The 19,964-nt window shown below is 72.7% G+C and carries 20 protein-coding genes and 1 tRNA gene; 11 read left to right on the top strand and 10 right to left on the bottom strand.

All coding sequences use genetic code 11. The features are described 5' to 3' along the window. Position 1: 1 nt before the first annotated feature. The gene (locus tag ACFO9I_RS08670) at positions 2-1,876 is read right to left on the bottom strand and encodes an acyl-CoA dehydrogenase (RefSeq protein WP_379179821.1); all 1,875 of its coding nucleotides are present in this window, start codon (positions 1,874-1,876) and stop codon (positions 2-4) included. 223 nt (positions 1,877-2,099) lie between these two features. Between ACFO9I_RS08670 and ACFO9I_RS08665 the strand changes: the two genes are divergently transcribed. Together ACFO9I_RS08665 and ACFO9I_RS08660 are read left to right on the top strand one after the other, a co-directional pair. Then, positions 2,100-2,999 (top strand): sulfite exporter TauE/SafE family protein, encoded by a 900-nt coding sequence (locus ACFO9I_RS08665; protein WP_379179819.1) that lies wholly within the window; start codon positions 2,100-2,102, stop codon positions 2,997-2,999. A gap of 41 nt (positions 3,000-3,040) precedes the next feature. Next, positions 3,041-3,499, top strand: coding sequence for an RrF2 family transcriptional regulator (locus ACFO9I_RS08660; RefSeq protein ID WP_379179817.1), 459 nt, complete (start codon positions 3,041-3,043; stop codon positions 3,497-3,499). Positions 3,500-3,503: 4 nt separating this feature from the next. On the opposite strand, the gene ACFO9I_RS08655 is transcribed toward ACFO9I_RS08660, so the two are convergent. Then, positions 3,504-4,598, bottom strand: coding sequence for a hypothetical protein (locus ACFO9I_RS08655; protein WP_379179815.1), 1,095 nt, complete (start codon positions 4,596-4,598; stop codon positions 3,504-3,506). A 135-nt stretch (positions 4,599-4,733) separates the two neighbouring features. Here ACFO9I_RS08655 and ACFO9I_RS08650 point away from each other — a divergent pair, with 135 nt between their 5' ends. Beyond that, positions 4,734-5,240 (top strand): SigE family RNA polymerase sigma factor, encoded by a 507-nt coding sequence (locus tag ACFO9I_RS08650; protein WP_379179813.1) that lies wholly within the window; start codon positions 4,734-4,736, stop codon positions 5,238-5,240. Positions 5,241-5,247: 7 nt separating this feature from the next. After that, positions 5,248-6,072 carry a hypothetical protein gene (locus ACFO9I_RS08645; protein WP_379179811.1) on the top strand — a complete coding sequence of 275 codons (825 nt, stop codon included), beginning with the start codon at positions 5,248-5,250 and terminating at the stop codon, positions 6,070-6,072. Positions 6,073-6,079: 7 nt separating this feature from the next. Here the strand turns inward: ACFO9I_RS08645 and ACFO9I_RS08640 are convergent, their stop codons facing one another. The 5 genes from ACFO9I_RS08640 to ACFO9I_RS08620 all read right to left on the bottom strand — a co-directional run bounded on the left by ACFO9I_RS08640 (position 6,080) and on the right by ACFO9I_RS08620 (position 10,558). Continuing rightward, positions 6,080-6,742, bottom strand: a complete 663-nt coding sequence (locus ACFO9I_RS08640; protein WP_379179810.1) for a DUF2461 domain-containing protein — start codon at positions 6,740-6,742, stop codon at positions 6,080-6,082. A 144-nt stretch (positions 6,743-6,886) separates the two neighbouring features. Beyond that, positions 6,887-8,062 carry a hypothetical protein gene (locus tag ACFO9I_RS08635; RefSeq protein ID WP_379179808.1) on the bottom strand — a complete coding sequence of 392 codons (1,176 nt, stop codon included), beginning with the start codon at positions 8,060-8,062 and terminating at the stop codon, positions 6,887-6,889. After that, positions 8,062-9,354, bottom strand: a complete 1,293-nt coding sequence (locus ACFO9I_RS08630) for a C39 family peptidase (protein ID WP_379179806.1) — start codon at positions 9,352-9,354, stop codon at positions 8,062-8,064. Before ACFO9I_RS08630 ends, ACFO9I_RS08635 begins: the two co-directional genes overlap by 1 nt. Positions 9,355-9,639: 285 nt before the next feature. Further along, a tRNA-Gly gene (locus ACFO9I_RS08625) sits at positions 9,640-9,715 on the bottom strand. 36 nt (positions 9,716-9,751) lie between these two features. Beyond that, positions 9,752-10,558 carry an SGNH/GDSL hydrolase family protein gene (locus ACFO9I_RS08620; protein WP_379179804.1) on the bottom strand — a complete coding sequence of 269 codons (807 nt, stop codon included), beginning with the start codon at positions 10,556-10,558 and terminating at the stop codon, positions 9,752-9,754. A 60-nt stretch (positions 10,559-10,618) separates the two neighbouring features. Between ACFO9I_RS08620 and dcd the strand changes: the two genes are divergently transcribed. The 6 genes from dcd to ACFO9I_RS08590 all read left to right on the top strand — a co-directional run bounded on the left by dcd (position 10,619) and on the right by ACFO9I_RS08590 (position 16,281). Next, positions 10,619-11,194, top strand: coding sequence for a dCTP deaminase (gene dcd, locus ACFO9I_RS08615; RefSeq protein WP_379179802.1), 576 nt, complete (start codon positions 10,619-10,621; stop codon positions 11,192-11,194). A 157-nt stretch (positions 11,195-11,351) separates the two neighbouring features. Further along, complete coding sequence (locus tag ACFO9I_RS08610) at positions 11,352-12,401, top strand: iron-siderophore ABC transporter substrate-binding protein (RefSeq protein WP_379179800.1); 1,050 nt, start codon at positions 11,352-11,354, stop codon at positions 12,399-12,401. Further along, positions 12,401-13,417, top strand: a complete 1,017-nt coding sequence (locus ACFO9I_RS08605; protein WP_379179798.1) for a FecCD family ABC transporter permease — start codon at positions 12,401-12,403, stop codon at positions 13,415-13,417. Before ACFO9I_RS08610 ends, ACFO9I_RS08605 begins: the two co-directional genes overlap by 1 nt. Continuing rightward, complete coding sequence (locus ACFO9I_RS08600; RefSeq protein WP_379179796.1) at positions 13,414-14,460, top strand: FecCD family ABC transporter permease; 1,047 nt, start codon at positions 13,414-13,416, stop codon at positions 14,458-14,460. Before ACFO9I_RS08605 ends, ACFO9I_RS08600 begins: the two co-directional genes overlap by 4 nt. Before the next feature lies 1 nt (position 14,461). Further along, the gene (locus ACFO9I_RS08595) at positions 14,462-15,331 is read left to right on the top strand and encodes an ABC transporter ATP-binding protein (protein WP_379179794.1); all 870 of its coding nucleotides are present in this window, start codon (positions 14,462-14,464) and stop codon (positions 15,329-15,331) included. Further along, on the top strand, positions 15,328-16,281 hold the full coding sequence (locus ACFO9I_RS08590; protein ID WP_379179792.1) for a siderophore-interacting protein: 954 nt from the start codon (positions 15,328-15,330) through the stop codon (positions 16,279-16,281). The genes ACFO9I_RS08595 and ACFO9I_RS08590 overlap by 4 nt, the downstream gene beginning before the upstream one ends. Positions 16,282-16,285: 4 nt before the next feature. Here the strand turns inward: ACFO9I_RS08590 and ACFO9I_RS08585 are convergent, their stop codons facing one another. The 3 genes from ACFO9I_RS08585 to ACFO9I_RS08575 form a co-directional block, all read right to left on the bottom strand. Further along, positions 16,286-16,435: a hypothetical protein gene (locus ACFO9I_RS08585; protein WP_379179790.1), complete on the bottom strand. Its 150-nt coding sequence runs from the start codon at positions 16,433-16,435 to the stop codon at positions 16,286-16,288. A gap of 45 nt (positions 16,436-16,480) precedes the next feature. Continuing rightward, positions 16,481-17,305, bottom strand: a complete 825-nt coding sequence (locus ACFO9I_RS08580; protein WP_379179788.1) for a DUF4097 family beta strand repeat-containing protein — start codon at positions 17,303-17,305, stop codon at positions 16,481-16,483. Between the two features lie 162 nt (positions 17,306-17,467). Further along, a complete protein-coding gene (locus tag ACFO9I_RS08575; RefSeq protein WP_379179786.1) occupies positions 17,468-18,013 on the bottom strand; it encodes a pilus assembly protein HicB in 546 nt (181 codons plus the stop codon). 192 nt (positions 18,014-18,205) lie between these two features. Between ACFO9I_RS08575 and ACFO9I_RS08570 the strand changes: the two genes are divergently transcribed. Continuing rightward, a complete protein-coding gene (locus ACFO9I_RS08570) occupies positions 18,206-19,954 on the top strand; it encodes a sodium:solute symporter family protein (RefSeq protein ID WP_379179784.1) in 1,749 nt (582 codons plus the stop codon). Positions 19,955-19,964: the final 10 nt, after the last annotated feature.

Genomic DNA, 19,964 nt, shown 5'->3' with positions numbered 1-19,964 from the left:
GTCAGAAGGCCGCCTCGTCGAGGTCCATCAGCGACAGGTCGGTCGCCTCGGCGATGGCGCGCTCGGCGGTGAGGCGGGGCAGGTTGGTGTGCGCGAAGAACTGCGCGGCCGCGACCTTGCCCTCGTAGAAGGCCTTGTCCCTGCCCGGGTCGCCGTCCAGCTTCTGCAGGGCGACCTCGGCCTGGCGCAGCAGCAGCCAGGCGCAGACGACGTCGCCGAGCACCATCAGCAGGCGGGTCGTGTTGAGCCCGACCTTGTAGATGTTGCGCAGGTCGCCGCCCTCGGCGCTGGCGTCGGCCGACATCAGGTCGTTGATCATCGCGCCCACGATGGCGTTGGCGTCCTCGAGGGCGGTCGCGAGCAGCGCCCGCTCGACCTTGAGCCGGCCGTTGCCCGCCTCGCTGGCGATGAACGACTGGATCTCGCCGGCCAGGTGGCCCAGCGCCTTGCCCTGGTCCTTGACGATCTTGCGGAAGAAGAAGTCCTGGCCCTGGATGGCGGTGGTGCCCTCGTAGAGCGTGTCGATCTTCGCGTCGCGGACGTACTGCTCGAGCGGGTACTCCTGCAGGAAGCCGGAGCCACCGAAGGTCTGCAGGGACTCGGTGCCCAGCAGCACCCACGAGCGCTCCGAGCCGTAGCCCTTGACGATCGGGAGCAGCAGGTCGTTGACCTTCTCGGCCAGCTCGTCGCGCTCGCCGGCGTGCTCGGCCAGCATCACCTTGTCCTGCCACGACGCGGTGTAGAGCACCAGCGCGCGCATGGCCTCCGCGAACGACTTCTGCGTCATCAGCGAGCGACGCACGTCCGGGTGGTGGGTGATGGTGACGCGGGGCGCGGTCTTGTCGGCCGCCTGGGTGAGGTCGGCGCCCTGGACGCGCTCCTTGGCGAAGTCCAGCGCGTTGAGGTAGCCGGTCGACAGCGTGGCGATCGCCTTGGTGCCGACCATCATGCGAGCGTTCTCGATGACCTGGAACATCTGTGCGATGCCGTCGTGCACCTCGCCCAGCAGCCAGCCCTTGGCCGGCTCGCCGCCGCCCACGGAGCTGTCGCCGAAGGTGAGCTCGCAGGTGTTGGACACCTTGATGCCCATCTTGTGCTCGACGTTGGTGACGTAGACGCCGTTGCGCTCGCCGGTCAGCTCGCCGGTCTCGTGGTCGAAGTGGATCTTCGGGACGATGAAGAGCGAGAGGCCCTTGGTGCCCGGGCCGCCGGCGCCCTCGACGCCCACCGGGCGGGCGAGGACGAGGTGGATGATGTTCTCGCACAGGTCGGACTCGGCCGAGGTGATGAAGCGCTTGACGCCCTCGATGTTCCACGAGCCGTCGTCGTTGGGGGTGGCCTTGGCGCGGCCGGCACCCACGTCGGAGCCGGCGTCGGGCTCGGTCAGCACCATCGAGGTGTTCCAGCCGCGGTCCACGATGTGCTGCGCGATGCGCTTGTCCCGGTCGTTGCCGTTGCGGTGCACTACGCCCGCGAACGCCGGGCCCGCGGCGTACATCCACACCGGCGCGTTGGCGCCGAGCACCATCTCGCCGATCGCCCAGACCAGGCTGGACGGGGCGGGGGTGCCGCCGAGCTCCTCGGAGATCTGCAGACGCCAGAACTCGGCGTCCATCCAGGCCTGGTAGCTCTTCTTGAAGGACTCCGGGATCGGCGCCTCGTTGGTCTTGGGGTCGAACACCGGCGGGTTGCGGTCGCTGTCCTCGTACGACGCGGCGAGGTCCTCGCGGGAGAGCCGGTCGACCTCGGCCAGCACCTCGCGCGCGGTCGCGCCGTCGACCTCGGCGAACGGGCCGGTGCCCAGCACGTCGTCGCGGCCGAGCACCTCGAAGAGGTTGAACTCGATGTCGCGGAGGTTGCTCTTGTAGTGGCTCACGGATCCACCTTCTCGATGTCGGGGAGCCGGTCAGCACAGTTCTACTGGCCGGTAACTTCAATGATAGAAGGGCGTCTGGGGCGAGGCAAGGCGGGGTGATCCGCGTCTCCGGACCGTCCTGTGGGACACGGGCGATGCCCGCCGTTGACACGGAACCCGCATTGTCTATTAATTGAGACGACAAAGTATTGATTTGACGTATCGTCCACCGAGGAGGCAGGTCGTGCGCACGCTGGTCGTCCTCGCGCTCACCGGGCTGGTGGCGCAGCTGGTCGACGGCGCCCTGGGCATGGGGTACGGCGTCACCTCCTCGACGCTGCTCCTCGCGGGCGGCCTGAGCCCGGCCGCCGCCTCGGCCGCGGTCCACTTCTCCGAGATCGGTACGTCGCTGGTCTCGGGCATCTCCCACCACACGCTCGGCAACACCGACTGGCGGGTCGTCGGGATCCTCGCGGTGCCCGGCTTCGTGGGCGCGTTCGCCGGCGCCACGTTCCTGGTCAGCCTGGACGCCGACGTCGCGGTGCCCGTCGTGGCCGCGCTGCTGCTCGTCCTCGGCGGCTACGTCACCTGGCGGTTCCTGTCGGTGGGACCGGGGCGGCTGCGGTTCCGCGGTCGCCCGGGTGCGCGGCTGCTCGCCCCGGTGGGGCTGCTCGCCGGCGCCCTCGACGCCATCGGGGGCGGCGGCTGGGGCCCGGTCGGCACCACGACGCTGCTGTCGTCGGGGCGGCTGGAGCCGCGCAAGGTCATCGGCTCCGTCGACACGGCCGAGTTCGTCGTGTCGGTCGGCGGGTCCCTCGGGTTCCTGGTCGCCCTGGGCCGCCAAGGGATCGACTGGGCCTTCGTCGGCGCGCTGCTCGTGGGCGGCTGCCTCGCCGCCCCGGTGGCGGCCGTGGTCGTGCGCCTCCTGCCGGCCCGGGTGCTCGGCGTGAGCGCCGGCGGCCTGATCGTGATGACCAACCTGACCACCCTGGGCGACTGGTTCGACGCCTCGGGCATCACCCGCGGCCTGCTGGCCGCGGTCGTCTTCACCCTGTGGGTGCTCTGGGTGGCCTGGGCGGTCAAGCTCGACCAGGCCGACCCCGAACGCGTCGCCCGGAGGAGTCCGACCCACGCCACCGCCTGATGGTCGAGTGTCTGGATCGACAAATCTGACAGACTGCACCCATGCGGGTTTCAGCCAAGTCCGACTACGCGCTGCGCGCACTCATCGAGATGGCAGCGCGCCAGGACGGTCGCGCGGTCAGTGCCGAGGAGCTCGGCCGGCTCCAGGAGATCCCGCACGGCTTCCTCCAGGCCATCCTCGCGGACCTGCGCAAGGCCGGCATCGTGATCTCCCAGCGCGGCCAGTCCGGCGGCTGGCGGATGGGTCGCGACCCCGAGACGGTCTCCGTCGCCGACGTGATCCGGGCGGTCGACGGGCCGCTGGTCTCCGTCTACGGGCTGCGCCCCGAGGCGGTCAGCTACAACGAGTCCGCGCAGGTCCTCCAGCACGTGTGGATCGCGGCCCGGCGCTCGCTGCGCGACGTGTTCGAGCAGGTCTCGATCCAGCAGCTCGCCGACGGCAAGCTGCCTCGCGCGGTCACCACCCGCACCGCCGACGAGGACGCCTGGCAGCCGCACTGACCGTTCAGGAGGCGCGCGTCAGCCTCGGCGCGAGCCGCAGCCGCCGCGTCTCCAGGGACCGGTTGCGAGCCTCCAGCTCGGCGGCGCGCTGGCGCAGCCGGGTCGTCTCGACGACCAGGTCCGCGAGCGCGTCGGTCGTCCGGGCCAGCACGTCCTCCAGCGCCGGCCCCTGCTCGGCGCCGTTCCCGGCCGGCTCGGCCGGCGAGAGGTCGGCGAGGTCCCCGATGACGGCGTACCCGCTGGCCGTCACCTGCCGGCTCCACAGCAGGGCGATCGCCCTCAGGTCGGCGTACGCCGCGGCCGTCGGAACGGCGCGCGGGCCGCTCCACGCGGCGTCCCCCAGGTAGTGGGCGACCGCCTGCCGGTGCTCCACCGACCCGAGCCGGCCGTCGAGGGCGTCGTTGAGCCCGCGGGCGACCGCGGCCGCGACCTCGTCGAGGGCCATCTCGTCGTGGGGCAGGGCGAGCGGCTCGAAGCCGACCAGCTCGCCGAGGGTCTGCCAGATCGCGGGCCGCGGGTCGTGCGCCCCGGCGGGTGGCACGACGACGTGCACGCGTCGAGGGTCGCCGAGGGCGGCCGCCCAGCGGGCGGCCACCGCCGTCAGGTCGTGGGCCGCCCAGAACTCGCGTGCCTGCGGGTGGTCACGGGCGGGGTCGAGCACCCGGCGCCGGAACCGCGCGTACGACGTCGCGCCGCCGGCGGCGAGGGTGCGCCGCCAGCCGGCGGCCAGCTGCGACGCGGGGTCGGTCGCGGTGAGGAGCACGTGCACCTCGAACCCGGCGAGCCCGTCGAGCAGCAGCGCCACCTGCTCGGGGGTGGCGGCGGCGAGCAGCTCGTGGCCGAGCACGACCGGACCCCTCTCCCGCTGGGCCCGGCGGCAGATCGCCGCCCAGCTGCCCTCGACGTCCCGACGCCGCAGGCCGTGGGCCCGGTGATCGCGGGTGATCTCGAGCGTGGCCCGGAGCATCTCGTCGGCCCCGGCCGGGGCACAGATCCCCTGGGCGCGTAGGGCCTCGGCGTGCCTGGCGAGGGCAGCGGGGACGATGTCCCCGCCGGTCCCGGGCAGTCCGACGTGGAGGTGGACGGTGCGGCGTGCCATGGCACCACGCTCGCGGTCCCGGGCGAGGGGCCGGTGAACGCCACGTGACGGGCCGGGCCGGCCCGTGTGACATTTCGCTGTGACATTTCCTGGGCAGGCGGCGTCGTACGGGTGACGCCAGCCTTGAGGAGAGAGATGACGAAGGACCGGGAGTTCGAGGAGTTCGCGCTCGCGCGGATCCCGCAGCTCCACCGTTCGGCCTGGCTGCTGTGCGGTGACGCGCATCGTGCCGAGGACCTGGTCCAGGAGACCCTGGCGAAGGTCTACGTGCGCTGGCACCGCCGGCTGGGACGCCCGATCGAGAACCCGGCTGCGTACGCGCAGACCTGCCTGGTGCGGGTCTTCATCAGTGCCCAGCGGCGGTCGAGCACGCACGAGCGCCCGATCGAGGCGCCCGTCGAGCTCGCGGCCCGGGGGGACGACACCGACCTGCGGGTCGCGCTGGCAGGGGCCCTCGGGGAGCTGCAGCCGCTGGACCGCGCGGTGCTGGTGCTGCGCTACCTCGACGACCGGCCGGTCGCGGACGTGGCCGAGGTCCTCGGCTGCAGCCAGGGGGCGGTGCGCAGCCGGACCCTGCGAGCCCTCGAGCGGCTGCGTGCCGTGTTCGGACCCTCGCTCGTCGACCTCCTCCACCACCGATAGGACAGTCATGGACCACCAGGACGAGCACATCGGCCAGCTCCTCGTGCAGGGCTCGCCGCCGTCTCCCTCCGACCCGCAGCGCCTCGTCGCGGCGGGCATCACCCGCGGCCGCGCCCTGCGCCGCCGCCAACGAGCCGGTACGGCGGCCGCCGCGCTCGCCGTCTTCGGCGTCATCGGCGTCGGGGCGGTCGTCGTACCTCTCGGGGGTGGGGACCGCTCGACGCCGGTGGCGAGCGACCCCACGCCCTCGCCCACCCCGTCGGCGCCCCCATCGTCGACCCCCCTGCCCACACCGACCTCGGAGCCGTCGGTGTCCACCCCGCCCTCGGCCTCGGTGTCGACGCCCCCGTCGGCGTCCGTGTCGATGCCGCCGCCGACCCTCGGCGACACCATCACGGTCGCGGCCCCGCAGGTGCCGGCCACCGTGGGGGAGATCCTCGGACGTGACGGCGCGGGTGAGCTGCGGACCTCGGCGCCGTACTCCCCGGCGTCCGGGCCGGACACCCTGGTCGCACACTTCAGCTGGCAGGGCACGCTGACGACGGTCGTCATCGAGCCGGCCGGCGCGAACCCGCAGCGCGACTGCCGGGCCGGCGGGCAGGGCACGACGTGCTCCACCGACGCGGACGGCGACCCCGTGCTCACCTGGGGCCCGACCACGGCGGACCGGGTGACCGCACAGGGGGCGACCGTGTGGCAGAACGGCTTCCAGGTCTCGGCGCTGTCCTACAACGCCGCCGACGGCAAGGACGCGGCTCCGCTCACCGACGCCCCGCCGCTGTCGCTGGACGACCTGACGGCCGTCGCCGGCAGCGACGTCTGGTTCTACTGAACCGGGGTCAGGCGCCGGCGCGCGGCTCGGCGTTCTCGGCCACCCACTCCACGAGGGGCCGGAGTGCGCGCCAGTCGTCGCGGACGACGTCGAGCAGCTCCGGGGTGTGGATGAACGGCTCGAAGCCGTGCGACCGCCCGACCGTCAGCGAGCGGTGCCGGAGCAGGTCGATCCGCGGGTGGTCGGCGCCGTAGCCCCGGGGCGAGGTCTTCAGCCGGTCGCCGCCGACGTCCCAGCCCGCGCCGGCCAGGGTGGCGAGGATGCGCTCGAGCTCGGTGCCCCGGCGCTCGTCGTCGATGGCGGCGCGGATCGCGGCCAGGCGCGGCGAGCTCGCCTCGTAGAAGCCGGCACCGGTCCGTACGCCCTGCGCCGACACCTGGACGTACCACCCGGTGGCGGGGCCGGCCGGCACGAACGCGCCCTGGTGGGTCTTGTACGGCGTCTTGTCCTTGGCGAAGCGCACGTCGCGGTAGGGGCGGAACACCTTCGCCGGGCCGAACTCCGGCTCGAGCGCGGCGCACAGCGCGGTCATCGGTGCCTTGACGGACTCGTCGTAGACGGCCTTGTGCTTCTCCCAGAACGACCTCGTGTTGTCGACCTCGAGGTCGTCGTAGAAGTCCAGGGCCGCCACCGGGATGCCCGTGAAGGCGGGCTCGGCTGCAGGGCTCACCCGACAACCCTACGGTCCGGGCGGGCGGTGACCGCGGGGCGGGATGATGGCGTGCCGCTGAGACGCCACCACCCCGCGTCCGGGTGCCGGATCGCTCCGACAGGGGTGGAACGGGTGGAGCCGCAGTCCATGACGCGACCCGCGTCAGCCGATCTGCGCGCTGACCTGCTCGTCGCCGGACTCGGCGAGGGCGGTGACGCTGATGGTGTCGCCACCGCAGCGCGGGGTGCTCAGGAAAGCCCGCCCGCCGCCGGACTCGTAGACGACCTCGAGCCCGTCCTCGGCGGTCCAGCGCAGCAACCTCGCCGGGTCGGCGTCGCGCTGCGGGTCGCGTGAGAAGTACGCCGCGTCGCCGCACCAGGTCAGCGACCCGGACGTGGCCGGGCCGAGGTCGTAGTAGCCGTCGCCGGTGCGGGCGTAGACGTGGGCGGTCTCGATCTCGCGCTCGCGCGGGATGACCGACCAGACCGCGCCGCCGTCGACCAGGAGACCGTCCCAGCCCTTGCAGTCGGGCACGCCCTCGAACGGCGTGACGTCGGTGCCGTCGAGCTCGACGACGGTGCGGCAGGCCGGCTGCGAGTCGTCGAAGGTCAGCAGGGAGGTGCCCGCCGGGGTGATCCGGGCGCTGTTGAAGCCGTGGCGGGCGGGCGCGCACCAGCCCAGGGTCGACTTCCTCGTGGCCAGGTCGACGGTGGCGGTGCAGTAGGAGCCCTGGTGGACCGTCGCGTGCACCAGGGTGCCGTCCGCGAGGGCCCACGTGCCGCCGTTGGTGGTCGGCACGTCGGAGCTGCCGTCGAGGGTGAAGCTCTTGCCGCTGCGGAGGTCGACGACCTGCGCGATGCTCGGCCGGGTCTCCTGCTTGTCCTGGAGCACGACGACGGCGTAGTCCCGGTCGATGAGGGCGTCGGAGACGGTCCGGCCCGGGCCGGCAGCGATCCCGGAGCCGGACCCGGGGCCCTCGATGCTGGCCCTCGTGCCCGCCTCGTCCACGGTCAGGGTCCACTCACCGCTCCGGGTCACGGTGTCGTCGACCGAGCCCGGCAGCCGCTTCCAGTCGAGGAGCCGGGTCCGCGCCTCGAGCACGGCGGGCTCCTCGGCGGTCCCTCCGGGGGGCACCGCCGAGCCGTCGGCACTCGAGGACGGGCTGGAGCTCGCGGACGGGCTGGTGCTCGAGGACGCCGGGCCGGACGACGCGGACGAGGTCGCCGGGGTGGCGTCCGTCCTGCCGTCCTTGTCGTCCGAGCACGCCGACAGCGTCAGGAGGGGGCCGACGAGCAGGGCCGCCGCGGGAACGGCGTACCGGCGCAGGGCAGCGGGCATCAGACGCCGATGTTGTGCTGGAAGTGGGCGAGGTTGGCCCGGTAGCTCTTGTACGCCGAGCGCCACTGCACCCGGGCGATGTAAGGCTCGGACGGGTCGAACCGCTGCTGGTTCCACGGCTCGAAGTAGCCGATCTGGTTGGACTTCTTGCCACGCTTGTCGTAGCCGCGGCCGGCCTGGAAGTGACCGGACGCGTCGTCGTCGAGGTAGGGGTAGTACTTCTTCAGCAGGATCGGGTGCAGGACCACCGGGGCGTGGTAGTCGTCGATGTGGCGGAAGAGCAGGAGCTGCCACTTCCCGAAGGTGTAGTCGCCGATGTCGAGGGTGATGTAGGCGCCGGCGTGGTCGGCGCGGTCCCAGCCCGTGCTGGCGTTGACGACCCGGACCATGTCGGTGATCGCCGTGCCGCTGGTGGTCGTGCCGAGCTTGTCGGCCCAGTGGGCCTGGCCGAGGTCCTTGTCCTTCCAGCCCCACGCGATCATCTGCATGGTGGTGGGGCCGCACCAGTAGGTGCGCTGCTGCTCGGCCACCTGCTGGGTGTCGAGCACCACCGAGCGCTGCGGGTAGTCCCGGCGGTGCTTGCGCTGCTGGACGCTCGGGTCGCTGGTCGGCGTGGCGCTCGCGGTCGGCGACGCGGACGCGGTGCGCGCGGCGGGTTGGGCGCTCGTCGCGCCGGGCGCAGCGGTGGTGGCCTCGGGGTGGGCGGCGAGGAACTCCGCGGGGATCGGCACCCCCTCGATCTCGTGACGCAGCAGCCACACCTTGGCCACCGAGCGGGCGGCGAGCGTGAGCTCGGACCGCTCCTGGGCCTCGCGGGCGCTCGGGTCCATCCGGGCCAGCCGCTGGAGCGTGGCCAGCTCGTCGAGGTCGCCCGTGGTGGTCCGGCCCTGCGGGCGGGACGCCACCGCGCGGGCGGCGGTCGCCATCCGGGCCTGGACCTCGGTCTCGGAGTCCTCGGTCCACCCGGAGTGCAGGCAGTAACGCTGGCCGTCGAACTCCGCGCAGCGGACCAGGGCCGCCGCGAGCCGGTCGGGCTCCTGGGCGACCGGCACCCGGCCGAGGGTCCGGGCAGCGGCCCGGCCCTGCGCGAGCACGCGGTCGATCTCGGCCTGGTTCGCGGCGCTCACCGAGCCCAGCGGAGCGGTGGCGGCCGGTGCGAGGCCGCGCTGCTCCTGCTCGCCTGAGGGCAGCAGGGCGCCGTCGTCGTCACCGCCGCGCGGCACGAACGGGGCGGCGGCGAGGAGCAGCGCGAGGGCGCCGATGGCGAGGGTGCGGGGGCGGGGGCGGGGCATTGCGATCCTCGAGACACGTCGACGACTTGACGTACCACTGTCCCCGCTGGTCACGCAAGACGTCAAGTGACCCACAAGTCACAACAGTCACCGAGGTGGTCGGGGTCGGCAAATGGCAGAAGCCGCAGGCCCCCGATACGTGAGGGTCGCGGCTTCGTCTGGAGCGTGGAGCGGATGACGAGACTCGAACTCGCGACATCGACGTTCGGTGGGGTGTCGCGCTCGTGAGCGCGACCGAGCGTGGAGCGGATGACGGGTGTCGCGCTCGTGAGCGCGACCGAGGTGTGGAGCGGATGACGAGACTCGAACTCGCGACATCGACCTTGGGAAGGTCGCGCTCTACCAACTGAGCTACATCCGCATGACCGGCGGACCGGTCGGCGCACATGCTAGTTCATCAGTCGCCGCCCGGGGACACGGGTCGGGGAGAGAGGGGTACGGCGAGTCGCGCGAGCGTCGGGTACCGGGGGCTGACGGTGTCGCCGGACGAGCGTCCGGTGAGCCGGCGGTGCACCCAGGGCAGCGCGGCCTCGCGGGCCCAGTCGAGGTTCTCGCGCAGCTGCTCGCGCCGGGACGGGGCGTCGACGTCGCGCAGCGGCAGGGGCTCGAGGCCGTGGTCCACGCCGAGGGTGTCGAGCACCTCGATCGCCATCCGCTGGTGACCGGCCGGGCCCATGTGCATCCGGTCCTCGTCCCAGTAGCGCCAGTCGCGGTACTCCTTGAGGCGCCAGAAGTCGACGACGGTCGCGCCGTGCCGGTCGGCGCTCTCGCGGACCAGCTCGTTGTACAGGGCGAACCGGCCGCGGACCGGGCGGTAGATCGCCGAGCCGCCCGGGTCGAAGGCGGTCCACACCAGCACGCGGGCGCCGGTGCCGGCGAGCCGCCCGAGCGCGCGGTCGTAGTCCGCGACCAGGGCGTCGAGGTCGACCCGCGGCCGCAGGATGTCGTTGGCGCCGGCGTACACGGTGACGAGATCGGGCTCGAGAGCGATCGCCGCGTCGAGCTGCTCGGCGATGATCGCGTGCAGCTTGCGCCCGCGGATCGCGAGGTTGGCGTAGCCGAAGCCGGCGTCGCCGGCCTGGTGGTCGAGGACCTCCGCGACCCGGTCGGCCCAGCCGCGCAGGCCGTTGGGGCGGGTGGGGTCGGGGTCGCCGACCCCTTCGGTGAACGAGTCGCCGACGGCGACGTACCGGTGGAACGACATGCCCTCATCTTCGCCGGTCGGGACCGGTCGACGACCGACGGGGGCCGGTAGGGTGCGCACGTGCTGCTGTCAGACCGCGACATCCTGGCCGAGATCGACTCCGGCCGGATCACCATGGACCCGTGGCAACCGGAGATGATGCAGCCGTCGTCGATCGACGTGCGCCTCGACCGGTACTTCCGGGTCTTCGAGAACCACCGCTACCCCCACATCGACCCCGCGGCGGACCAGTCCGACCTGACCCGCCAGGTCGAGCCGGAGGGTGACGAGCCGTTCATCCTGCACCCGGGTGAGTTCGTGCTCGGCTCGACGTACGAGGTGGTCTCGCTGCCCGACGACATCGCGGCCCGGGTCGAGGGCAAGTCGTCGCTGGGCCGGCTGGGGCTGCTCACCCACGCCACCGCCGGTTTCGTGGACCCGGGCTTCTCGGGGCACGTCACGCTGGAGCTGGCCAACGTCGCCACGCTGCCGATCAAGCTCTACCCGGGCATGAAGATCGGGCAGTTCTGTTTCTTCCGGCTCTCCTCGCCCTCGGAGCACCCGTACGGCTCGGCGAAGTACGGCTCGCGCTACCAGGGCCAGCGCGGCCCGACCCCGTCGCGGTCGTTCCAGAACTTCCACCGCACCGACATCTGAGGCGCATCACCTGAGGCGGCCCTGCCGAGGCCGCGACCCCGGGCTCCGCGAGGGGGTCGGTCCGCGAGACGGGCCGACCCCCTCTCGTCATGCCCGGACCCATCTGATTAAGGTAAGGCTTGCCTAAGTAAGGCTTACCTAACCACGAAGGACTCCGATGGACCACCGACGCCTCCTCCCGGCCCGTTCGCGCGGCGCCCTCGCGGGCGGGCTGCTCGCGGCAACGCTGCTCACCGGGTGCAGCACCGACTCCACCGCCGCGGACGCCGAGACCCCCACGAGCACGACCACGTCCGACGCCGGCGCCTTCCCGGTCACCATCGAGCACGCGTTCGGCGAGACCACGATCGAGGAGGAGCCGACCCGCGTCGTCACCCTGGGCTGGTCCGACCAGGACGCCGTGCTGTCCCTCGGGGTCGTCCCGGTCGGGGCCACCGAGCTGACGTGGGGCGGGAACGACGCCGGGTCCTCGGACTGGTTCGACGCGCGGATCGAGGAGATGGGGGCCGAGGCGCCGGTGCGGTACGACGACGCGGACGGCGCCCCGGTCGAGGAGATCGCGAAGCTGGCCCCCGACCTGGTCCTGGCCACCAGCTCGGGCATCACCGAGAAGGAGTACGACCGGCTGAGCAAGATCGCCGACGTCGTGGCCTACCCGGACGCGCCGTGGACCACCCCGTGGCAGACCTCGCTGCACATGGTCGGCGAGGCCCTCGGACGCAGCGCCCTCGCCGACGAGGTGGAGACGGGGACCCAGGAGGAGATCGACGACGCGAAGGCGGCGTACCCGCAGCTCGAGGGGGCGTCCCTGGTCTTCGCGTACCTGACCACCACCGACCTGTCCACCGTCGGCATCTACGCCCCGCAGGACCCGCGTGTCTCGATGATGAACGACTTCGGCCTGGTCAACGCCCCCGTCGTCGACACCGCCGTCGGGAAGGGGCAGTTCTACGGCAACGTCTCCGCCGAGCGGGCCGCGGACCTGGAGTCCGACGTGCTGCTGACCTATGCCGAGGGCGCGGACGACCTCGAGACGTACGCCGACGACCCGCTGCTGGGCCGGATCCCGGCCATCGCGCGGGGGCACGCCTACGCCGAGGTGGACAAGCAGGTCGGCCTGGCCGTGACCAACCCGAGCCCGCTGTCGATCCCCTACGTCATCGAGCACTTCCTCCCGCACGTCGCCGACGCCGTCGACGGGGACTGATGGCCGTCCTGGAGGCGGCGCCCCTGCGGTCGGTCAGCACCGTCCGGGCGCGGGCCGGCGCCGCCGCCGCCCTCGTCGTCGTGCTGCCGGTGGCCGTGCTGGCGTCGGTGCTGGTCGGGTCCACGGCCGTCTCGCCCCTCGCGATCCTGACCGGGGACGACCCCGACCACCCCGTCGCGGTCGCACGACTGGCCCGGACCTGTCTCGGTCTCGCCGTGGGCGGGGCCCTGGGCCTGGCGGGTGCCTGCATGCAGGGGCTGACCCGCAACCCCCTCGCGGACCCCGGCATCCTCGGCGTCAACGCGGGCGCGTCGTTCGCGATGGTGCTGGCCATCTCGGTGCTCGGTGTGTCCGACCTGGGGGCGTACCTGTGGTTCGCGCTGGCGGGCGCCGCGCTGGCGATGCTGGCCGTGCACACGATCGCCACGCTGGGCCGGGGCGGAGCCACCCCGGTCAAGCTGGTCATCGCCGGTGCCGCGGTCTCCGCTGCGTTGACGAGCTGGACCACCGCCGCACTGCTGGTCGACCGGGCCACGATGGAGAGCTTCCGGTTCTGGCAGGTCGGCACGGTCGGCGGTCGGGGCTTCGACGTGCTGCTGGCCGGACTGCCGTTCCTCGTGGCCGGGGCGGTGCTGGCGCTGGCCGGCTCGCGGACGCTCGACACGCTCGCGCTCGGCGACGACCTGGCTCGAGGCCTCGGCCGCAGCGTCGTGCGGGACCGGCTGGTCCTCGGGCTGGCCTGCGTGCTGCTGGCCGGTGGCGCCACGGCGCTGGCCGGTCCGATCGCGTTCGTGGGCCTGATCGTGCCGCACGGCGTACGTGCCCTCGTGGGCGGTGCCCACACGCGGCTGCTGCCTCTCTCGCTCGGGTACGGCGCGGTCCTGGTCGTCGCGGCCGACACGGCCGGGCGCGTGGTGATGCCGCCGACCGAGGTGCAGGTCGGGATCATGACCGCCGTGGTGGGGGTCCCGGTGTTCCTGGCCCTGGTCCGTCGCGGTCGGCTGGGCGCGCGGTGACGACCACGACCTGGCTCGGGTCCCGGCCGGTTCCGGTCGAGCCGGTCCGCGCGGCCCGCCGTGGCCCGGTTCGGCGGGCTCGCCTGGTGGTGGGCGGCCTGGCGGTCCTGCTGCTGGGGGTCCTCGCGGCACGGGTGCTGCTCGGCGACTTCACCATCACCGTCGCCGACTTCGTCCGGATCCTGCGCGGCGAGGACGTTCCCGGCGCCTCGTTCATCCTGATGGAGAGCAAGCTGCCGCGCGCCGTGCTCGGCGCCCTCGTCGGAGTCGCGTTCGGCGTCGGCGGCGCGATCTTCCAGACCACGCTGCGCAACCCGCTCGCGAGCCCCGACATCCTGGGGGTCGGCCTGGGGGCGAGCACCGCGGCCGTGCTCGCGATCGTCACGTTCGACTCGACCGGCACCGCGGTGTCGGTCTCGGCCGTGGTCGGAGCCGTGGCCGTCGCGGTGCTGGTCCGGCTGGTCGCCGGGTCGGGAGCCGGCCACCGGCTCGTGCTGGTCGGGGTCGGGACGGCCGCTGCGCTGATGTCGGTCATCCAGTACCTCTTCACCCGAGCCGACGTGTGGGACGCCCAGCTGGTGCTGCGCTGGCTGACCGGCAGCGTGAGCGCCGCGGACTGGCCGACCATCCGGGCGCTCCTCGCCTTCCTGCTGCTGCTCGTGCCGCTGACGGCCTGGTCGGCGCGGTCGCTGCGGATCGTCGAGCTGGGCGACGACGCCGCCGCCGGTCTGGGTGTCGGCCGCCGGCGTGCCGACGCCCTGCTGCTGCTCGCCGTCGTGCTCGTCGCGGTGGCCGTCGCCGCTGCCGGCCCGATCGCGTTCGTGTCCTTCCTGGCCGGACCGATCGCCCGAGCCCTCAACGCCGGTCGCACCACCGTCGTCGGGGCCGGGCTGGTCGGGGCGATCGTCGTGGTCGGCGGCGACTACGTGGCCGACTACCTGCTCGTCGACGTCAACTTCCCGGTGGGCGTCGTCACCGGCGCCCTCGGGGCGCCGTTCCTGCTCTGGCTGCTGGTGCGCGGCCGCCCTGGAAGGAGCACCTGAGATGACAGTCCTCGAGGACCACGAGGCTCCCGGCCGTGCCCCGGGGGCCGACACCGCCCGGCTGGTCGCCGACCGGGTCTCGCTGGGGTACGCCGACCGCCGGGTCGTCGCGGACCTCACCGTGCGGGTCCCTGACGACCGGGTCACCGTCATCGTCGGCCCCAACGCCTGCGGCAAGTCCACGCTGCTGCGCGGCCTGGCCCGGCTGCTGCGGCCGGCGTCCGGAGCCGTGCTGCTCGACGGGCAGGCCATCCACCGCAGGCCCACCCGGGAGGTCGCGCGCGTGCTCGGTCTGCTCCCGCAGAGCCCGACCGCTCCCGAGGGGGTCACCGTCGTCGACCTGGTCGGCCGGGGGCGGCGCCCGCACCAGGGGGCGTTCGGCCGGTGGTCCCGCACGGACGACCGCGCCGTCGCCGAGGCGCTCGACCTGACCGGGACCGCGGACCTGGCCGGCCGCGTCGTGGACGAGCTCTCCGGTGGGCAGCGGCAGCGGGTCTGGGTCGCGATGGCGCTGGCCCAGGGCACCGACCTGCTGCTGCTCGACGAGCCCACGACGTACCTCGACGTCGCGCACCAGGTCGAGATGCTCGACCTGCTGACCGACCTGAACCGCGCCCGCGGCACGACCGTCGTGATGGTGCTCCACGACCTCAACCTCGGCGCGCGGTACGCCGACCACCTGGTCGCGATGAGGGACGGGCGGGTCGTGGCCGAGGGAGCGCCCGCGGCGGTGGTCACCGAGGACACGGTGGCCGACGTCTTCGGCCTGGGCAGCCGGGTGATCACCGACCCGGTGTCAGGCACGCCGCTGGTGGTCCCCCTCGGGCGGCACCACGGCGGACCCGCCACCACCGCAGGGAGCGGGGCATGACCGCGACGGCGTCGTACCGGCTGCCGATGATCCTCGACGAGGTCGAGGTGGTCGCCGTGCAGCGGCTCTCACCCAGCTACGTCCGGGTCGAGCTCGGCGGGCCGGCCCTCGCGGACTTCGGGGTGGACGGCCCGCTGCTGGACCAGCGGATCAAGCTCGTCATCCCCGGGGCCGACGGCCGGCTGCCGTCGTTCCGTGACGCGGACGAGTCGTGGTACGCCACGTGGCTGGGGCTGCCGGTCGAGGAGCGGGGCCACCTGCGCACCTACACGATCCGGGACGTGCGCGGCTCGGGTGCGGCGACCCGGCTGGTCGTGGACTTCGTGGTCCACCCCGAGCCGGGGGCCACCGGGCCGGGGTCGTCCTGGGCCTCGCGAGCGGAGGTGGGCGACCGGCTGGTCGTGGTGGCGCCCCGTCGCGGGGAACCGTTCGGGGGCATCGAGTTCGCGCCCGGCGACGCGCGGGTGCTGCTGCTGGCCGCCGACGAGACCGCCGTCCCAGCCGTGTGCAGCATCCTGGAGGACCTGCCCGCCGACACGGTCGGAGCCGCGTTCCTCGAGGTGCCGCTCGGCGGCGACGTCCAGCGGCCACGGCATCCCGCGGGAGTGGACGTGGTGTGGCTGCCCCGCGAGGGGGCGGCCCTGGGGCAGCGGCTGCGGGCGGCCGTCCTCACGCACCTCGGGGCCGGTGCCGAGCCTGTCCCCGACCTGCCGGCCGACGAGGTCGGGACGGACCTGTGGGAGACCCCGACGCACTCGTCGTCCGGGCAGGAGGTCGGCGTCGGGAGAGTGCCGTGCCGCCCGGGTCTCGACGGTCTCTACGCCTGGATCGCGGGGGAGTCCGGAGTGGTCACCGCGCTGCGCCGCGCCCTCGTGGGCGAGCTGGGCATGGACCGGCGCCAGGTCGCCTTCATGGGCTACTGGCGCCGGGGGGTGGCGATGGGTCCGTGACCGGTCAGGTGTCGATCCGGTCGGCGACGCGGCGCAGGCTCCGGGCGAAGCGGTGCCGCGGCGGGACGTGCGGCATCCGCGGGGCCGAGGCCCGGGCGATCCGCTCCGCGATCTGCTGACGGGCCTCGGTCTCGACGAGGTAGTGGGTGCTCATGGTGGCCTCCTGTGCTGGTGGTGGGCGGGTGGCGGATGGGGTGGCTCAGACCTCGGTGAGGACGATGTCGCCGCTGACGGTCTTGGCACGGACCTCGACGTGGTCGGCGCCCTCCTCCGGCTGGCCGGCGCCACGGAGGTTGCTGCGGATGGCGCCCGACACGGTGGAGATGTCGGTCCACACCGGCACGCCTGCGGGGATGCCGAGGCGTACGTCGCCGGAGGCGCCCTTGGCGGTGACGCGGCCACGCCGGGCCGCGTTGACCTGCAGGTCCCCGCTTCCGGTCGTGAGCGAGACGTCGCTGCGGGAGTCGACGACCTTGAGGTCCCCGGAGCCGGTCTTCACGACCGTGGGGCCGGCGCTGGTGCCGAGCTCGACGTCGCCGGACCCCGTCGAGACCGCGGTGCTGGCGGCGGTGCTGCCGATGTTGACGTCGCCCGAGCCGCTCTTCACGCGCAGCTCGCCGCGCGCCTCGTCGATGCGGATGTCGCCGGAGCCGGTCTCGACCACGGAGGGGCCGTCGAAGGTGTCGACGTGGACGTTGCCGGAGCCGCTGCGCAGCTGGCTGGTGCTCACGACGCCGTCGACCGTGATGGCGGCGCTGCCGGTCCGCACCACGAGCTCGCTGTCGGTGGGGACGGTGACGGTGACGTCGAGGCGCCCGTCCCCGGCCAGGAAGCCGGAGCGGATCTTCGGTGCGACGACGCTGATCTGGTCTCCCGTCTGCTCGACCCGCACCGACTCGGCGTCGCGGCCGGTGACCTCGACGTACGACTCGGTGGTGTCGGCGGCGAGGATCTTGACGCTGCCCTTGCCGATCTCGACCAGAAGGCTGACCGGACGGTGGGTCTCGAAGTGGTACTCGGACATGCTGTTCTCCCCTGTGGGTGTCGGACGTGCTGTTGGTGTCGGACGTGCTGTGGGTGTCGGACGTGCTGTGGGTGCTGCTCGAGGGTGTGTCTGTCCGCGGGGCCAGCCTGTTGCTGGTCCCGTCGGCGGAGCTGACGGCTGGTGCGGGCGGTGGCGGGGTGCTCAGACCCAGCCGGTCATCCTCCTGGTGCCGCGGCCCGGGGCGTTGCCGCCGAACGGGTCGTGGCCGAGGAACGGGATGCTGGACAGGTCGAGGTCGACGTCGACGACGTTCTCGCGGGTGGCGGCGCGGACGATGTTGACCAGCCAGGTGTTCAGCGAGTGGCCGGACCGGGCGGCGAGCTCCTCGGCGCGGGCCTTGACCGACTCGGGCATCCGGAGCGTGATCCGGGCGATCGTCCCGTCCTCCTCGGCCTCCTCGGCGGCGGGGGGTGCCGGCGGCGTGGGCGGGGCCGGCGGGATCGGGGGAGCCGCGTGCACGACGAAGTCCAGCTCCCGCCCGCTGAGCCGGACGTCCACGCCACCGTCGGGCATCTCGGCGGTGATCTCGGACGCTGCCTGCGAGACGGCCTCCATCAGCGCGAGCCGCGCCGCCGGGTCGAGGGCGAAGGTGAGGCGCTCGGCTGCCTGCCTGGTCTCCGGGCCGGCGGCTTCCGCGGCCGCGACGAGGTCCCGACGGAGGCTGTCGATGTACGGCGTGATGTCCATGTGCATCACTTTGACACCACGATGACGTCACGTCAAGGGCCACTGACATCAGAATGACGTCGGATGACGTCACGTGGTGCGCGATGGTGTCAGCCGTCACGGATCGGGGTACCAGTGGGGGACGACTTCCACCGCTCGGGTCTACGGTGTGGGGCGCGTCAACACCCCCGAACACGCACGGAAGGCAGCGCATTGGCTGACTCGGGCATCACGGTTCTCGCGAGCGACACGCTCATCCAGGCGAACGCCGTCGACTACCTCATCCTCGTCATCTACTTCGGCTTCGTCGTCGGCATCGGCCTGATGGCCGGACGCCAGGTCTCCGAGTCCCTCGACTTCTTCCTGTCCGGGCGGTCGATGCCCGCCTGGGTCACCGGGCTGGCGTTCATCTCCGCCAACCTCGGAGCCGTCGAGATCATGGGCATGTCGGCCTCGGGGGCCGAGTTCGGGGTGCCGACCGTCCACTACTTCTGGGTGGGTGCCATCCCGGCCATGCTCTTCCTGGGCGTGGTGATGATGCCGTTCTACTACGGGTCGAAGGTGCGCTCGGTCCCCGAGTTCATGCTCCGTCGCTTCGGGCCCGGCGCACACCTGGTCAACTCGCTGTCCTTCGCGATCGCGCAGCTGCTGATCGCGGGCATCAACCTCTACCTGCTCGGCAGCATCGTGCACGCGATGCTCGGCTGGCCCCTGTGGGTCGCGCTCATCGTCGCCGCGGTCGTCGTCCTCTCCTACATCACCCTCGGCGGGCTCAAGGCCGCGATCTACAACGAGGTGCTGCAGTTCTTCGTCATCGTCGCGGCCCTGCTGCCGCTGACGCTGCTCGGGCTGCACCGGGTCGGTGGCTGGGACGGGCTGAAGGACAAGCTCACCGACGCCGCCGGCAAGGGCGGCGCGCCCTCCGCCGCGGACCAGCTCAACTCCTGGCCCGGTCAGGCGCTCTCCGGCTTCGACTCCTCCTTGCTCTCGGTGATCGGCATCGTCTTCGGCCTGGGCTTCGTGCTCTCCTTCGGCTACTGGACCACCAACTTCGTCGAGGTCCAGCGGGCGATGGCCTCCGACTCGATCTCCTCGGCGCGCAAGACGCCGATCATCGGCGCCTTCCCCAAGATGTTCATCCCGTTCATCACGATCCTGCCCGGCATGATCGCGGCGGTGCTGGTCTCCGAGATCGCCAAGGTCAAGGCCGGTGGCACCGTCCCGGGCGGTGCCTCGGGCGAAGGGGTCACCTACAACGACTCGTTGCTGCTGCTGATGCGCGACGTGCTCCCCAACGGCCTGCTCGGGCTCGCCATCGCCGGCCTGCTGGCCGCGTTCATGGCCGGCATGGCCGCGAACATCTCGGCGTTCAACACGGTCTTCAGCTACGACCTGTGGGGCGACTACCTGGTCAAGGGGCGTGACGACACCTACTACCTGCGGGTCGGCCGGATCGCCACCGTCGGCGCCACCGTCATCGCGATCTTCACCGCCGGGATCGCCGCCAACTTCAGCAACATCATGACCTACCTGCAGACCCTCTTCGGGTTCTTCAACGCCCCGCTGTTCGCGACGTTCATCCTCGGCATGTTCTGGAAGCGGATGACCGCCACCGCGGGCTGGGTGGGCCTGGTCTCCGGCACGCTCTCCGCCGTGGCCGTCGCGTTCCTCAGCAAGGACGCCTTCGGCTCCGCCAGCACCGGCGTCATCCCGGTCGGCGGCCAGGGCGCGGCGTTCCTCGCCGCCGGCGTGGCCTTCGTCGTGGACATCGTGCTCAGCATCGTCGTCTCGTTGGTCACCAAGCCGAAGCCCGCCGCCGAGCTCAAGGGCCTGGTCTACTCCGAGACCCCGCGCGAGGACCTCGTGGACGCCCACGAGGCGTCGTACCCGTGGTACCGCCGGACCCTGCCGCTGGCCGGGCTCGCGCTGGTCATGGTCATCGCCCTGAACGCCGCCTTCTGAGGAGGACGAC

The organism is Nocardioides sp. GCM10023255 (genome assembly GCF_042653125.1).
Classification (GTDB): Bacteria; Actinomycetota; Actinomycetes; order Propionibacteriales; family Nocardioidaceae; genus Nocardioides.
Note: the sequence above shows the minus strand (reverse complement) of the source record. Positions and strands in the feature narration are given on the sequence as shown.

Coding starts and splice junctions, on each gene's coding strand:
- ACFO9I_RS08645 (WP_379179811.1), top strand. CDS start 5,248: ATGGACCACCAGGACGAGCACATCGGCCAGCTCCTCGTGCAGGGCTCG.
- ACFO9I_RS08630 (WP_379179806.1), bottom strand. CDS start 9,354: ATGCCCCGCCCCCGCCCCCGCACCCTCGCCATCGGCGCCCTCGCGCTG.
- ACFO9I_RS08650 (WP_379179813.1), top strand. CDS start 4,734: ATGACGAAGGACCGGGAGTTCGAGGAGTTCGCGCTCGCGCGGATCCCG.
- ACFO9I_RS08575 (WP_379179786.1), bottom strand. CDS start 18,013: ATGGACATCACGCCGTACATCGACAGCCTCCGTCGGGACCTCGTCGCG.
- ACFO9I_RS08610 (WP_379179800.1), top strand. CDS start 11,352: ATGGACCACCGACGCCTCCTCCCGGCCCGTTCGCGCGGCGCCCTCGCG.
- ACFO9I_RS08655 (WP_379179815.1), bottom strand. CDS start 4,598: ATGGCACGCCGCACCGTCCACCTCCACGTCGGACTGCCCGGGACCGGC.
- ACFO9I_RS08635 (WP_379179808.1), bottom strand. CDS start 8,062: ATGCCCGCTGCCCTGCGCCGGTACGCCGTTCCCGCGGCGGCCCTGCTC.
- ACFO9I_RS08595 (WP_379179794.1), top strand. CDS start 14,462: ATGACAGTCCTCGAGGACCACGAGGCTCCCGGCCGTGCCCCGGGGGCC.
- ACFO9I_RS08660 (WP_379179817.1), top strand. CDS start 3,041: ATGCGGGTTTCAGCCAAGTCCGACTACGCGCTGCGCGCACTCATCGAG.
- ACFO9I_RS08585 (WP_379179790.1), bottom strand. CDS start 16,435: ATGAGCACCCACTACCTCGTCGAGACCGAGGCCCGTCAGCAGATCGCG.
- ACFO9I_RS08590 (WP_379179792.1), top strand. CDS start 15,328: ATGACCGCGACGGCGTCGTACCGGCTGCCGATGATCCTCGACGAGGTC.
- ACFO9I_RS08620 (WP_379179804.1), bottom strand. CDS start 10,558: ATGTCGTTCCACCGGTACGTCGCCGTCGGCGACTCGTTCACCGAAGGG.
- ACFO9I_RS08605 (WP_379179798.1), top strand. CDS start 12,401: ATGGCCGTCCTGGAGGCGGCGCCCCTGCGGTCGGTCAGCACCGTCCGG.
- ACFO9I_RS08580 (WP_379179788.1), bottom strand. CDS start 17,305: ATGTCCGAGTACCACTTCGAGACCCACCGTCCGGTCAGCCTTCTGGTC.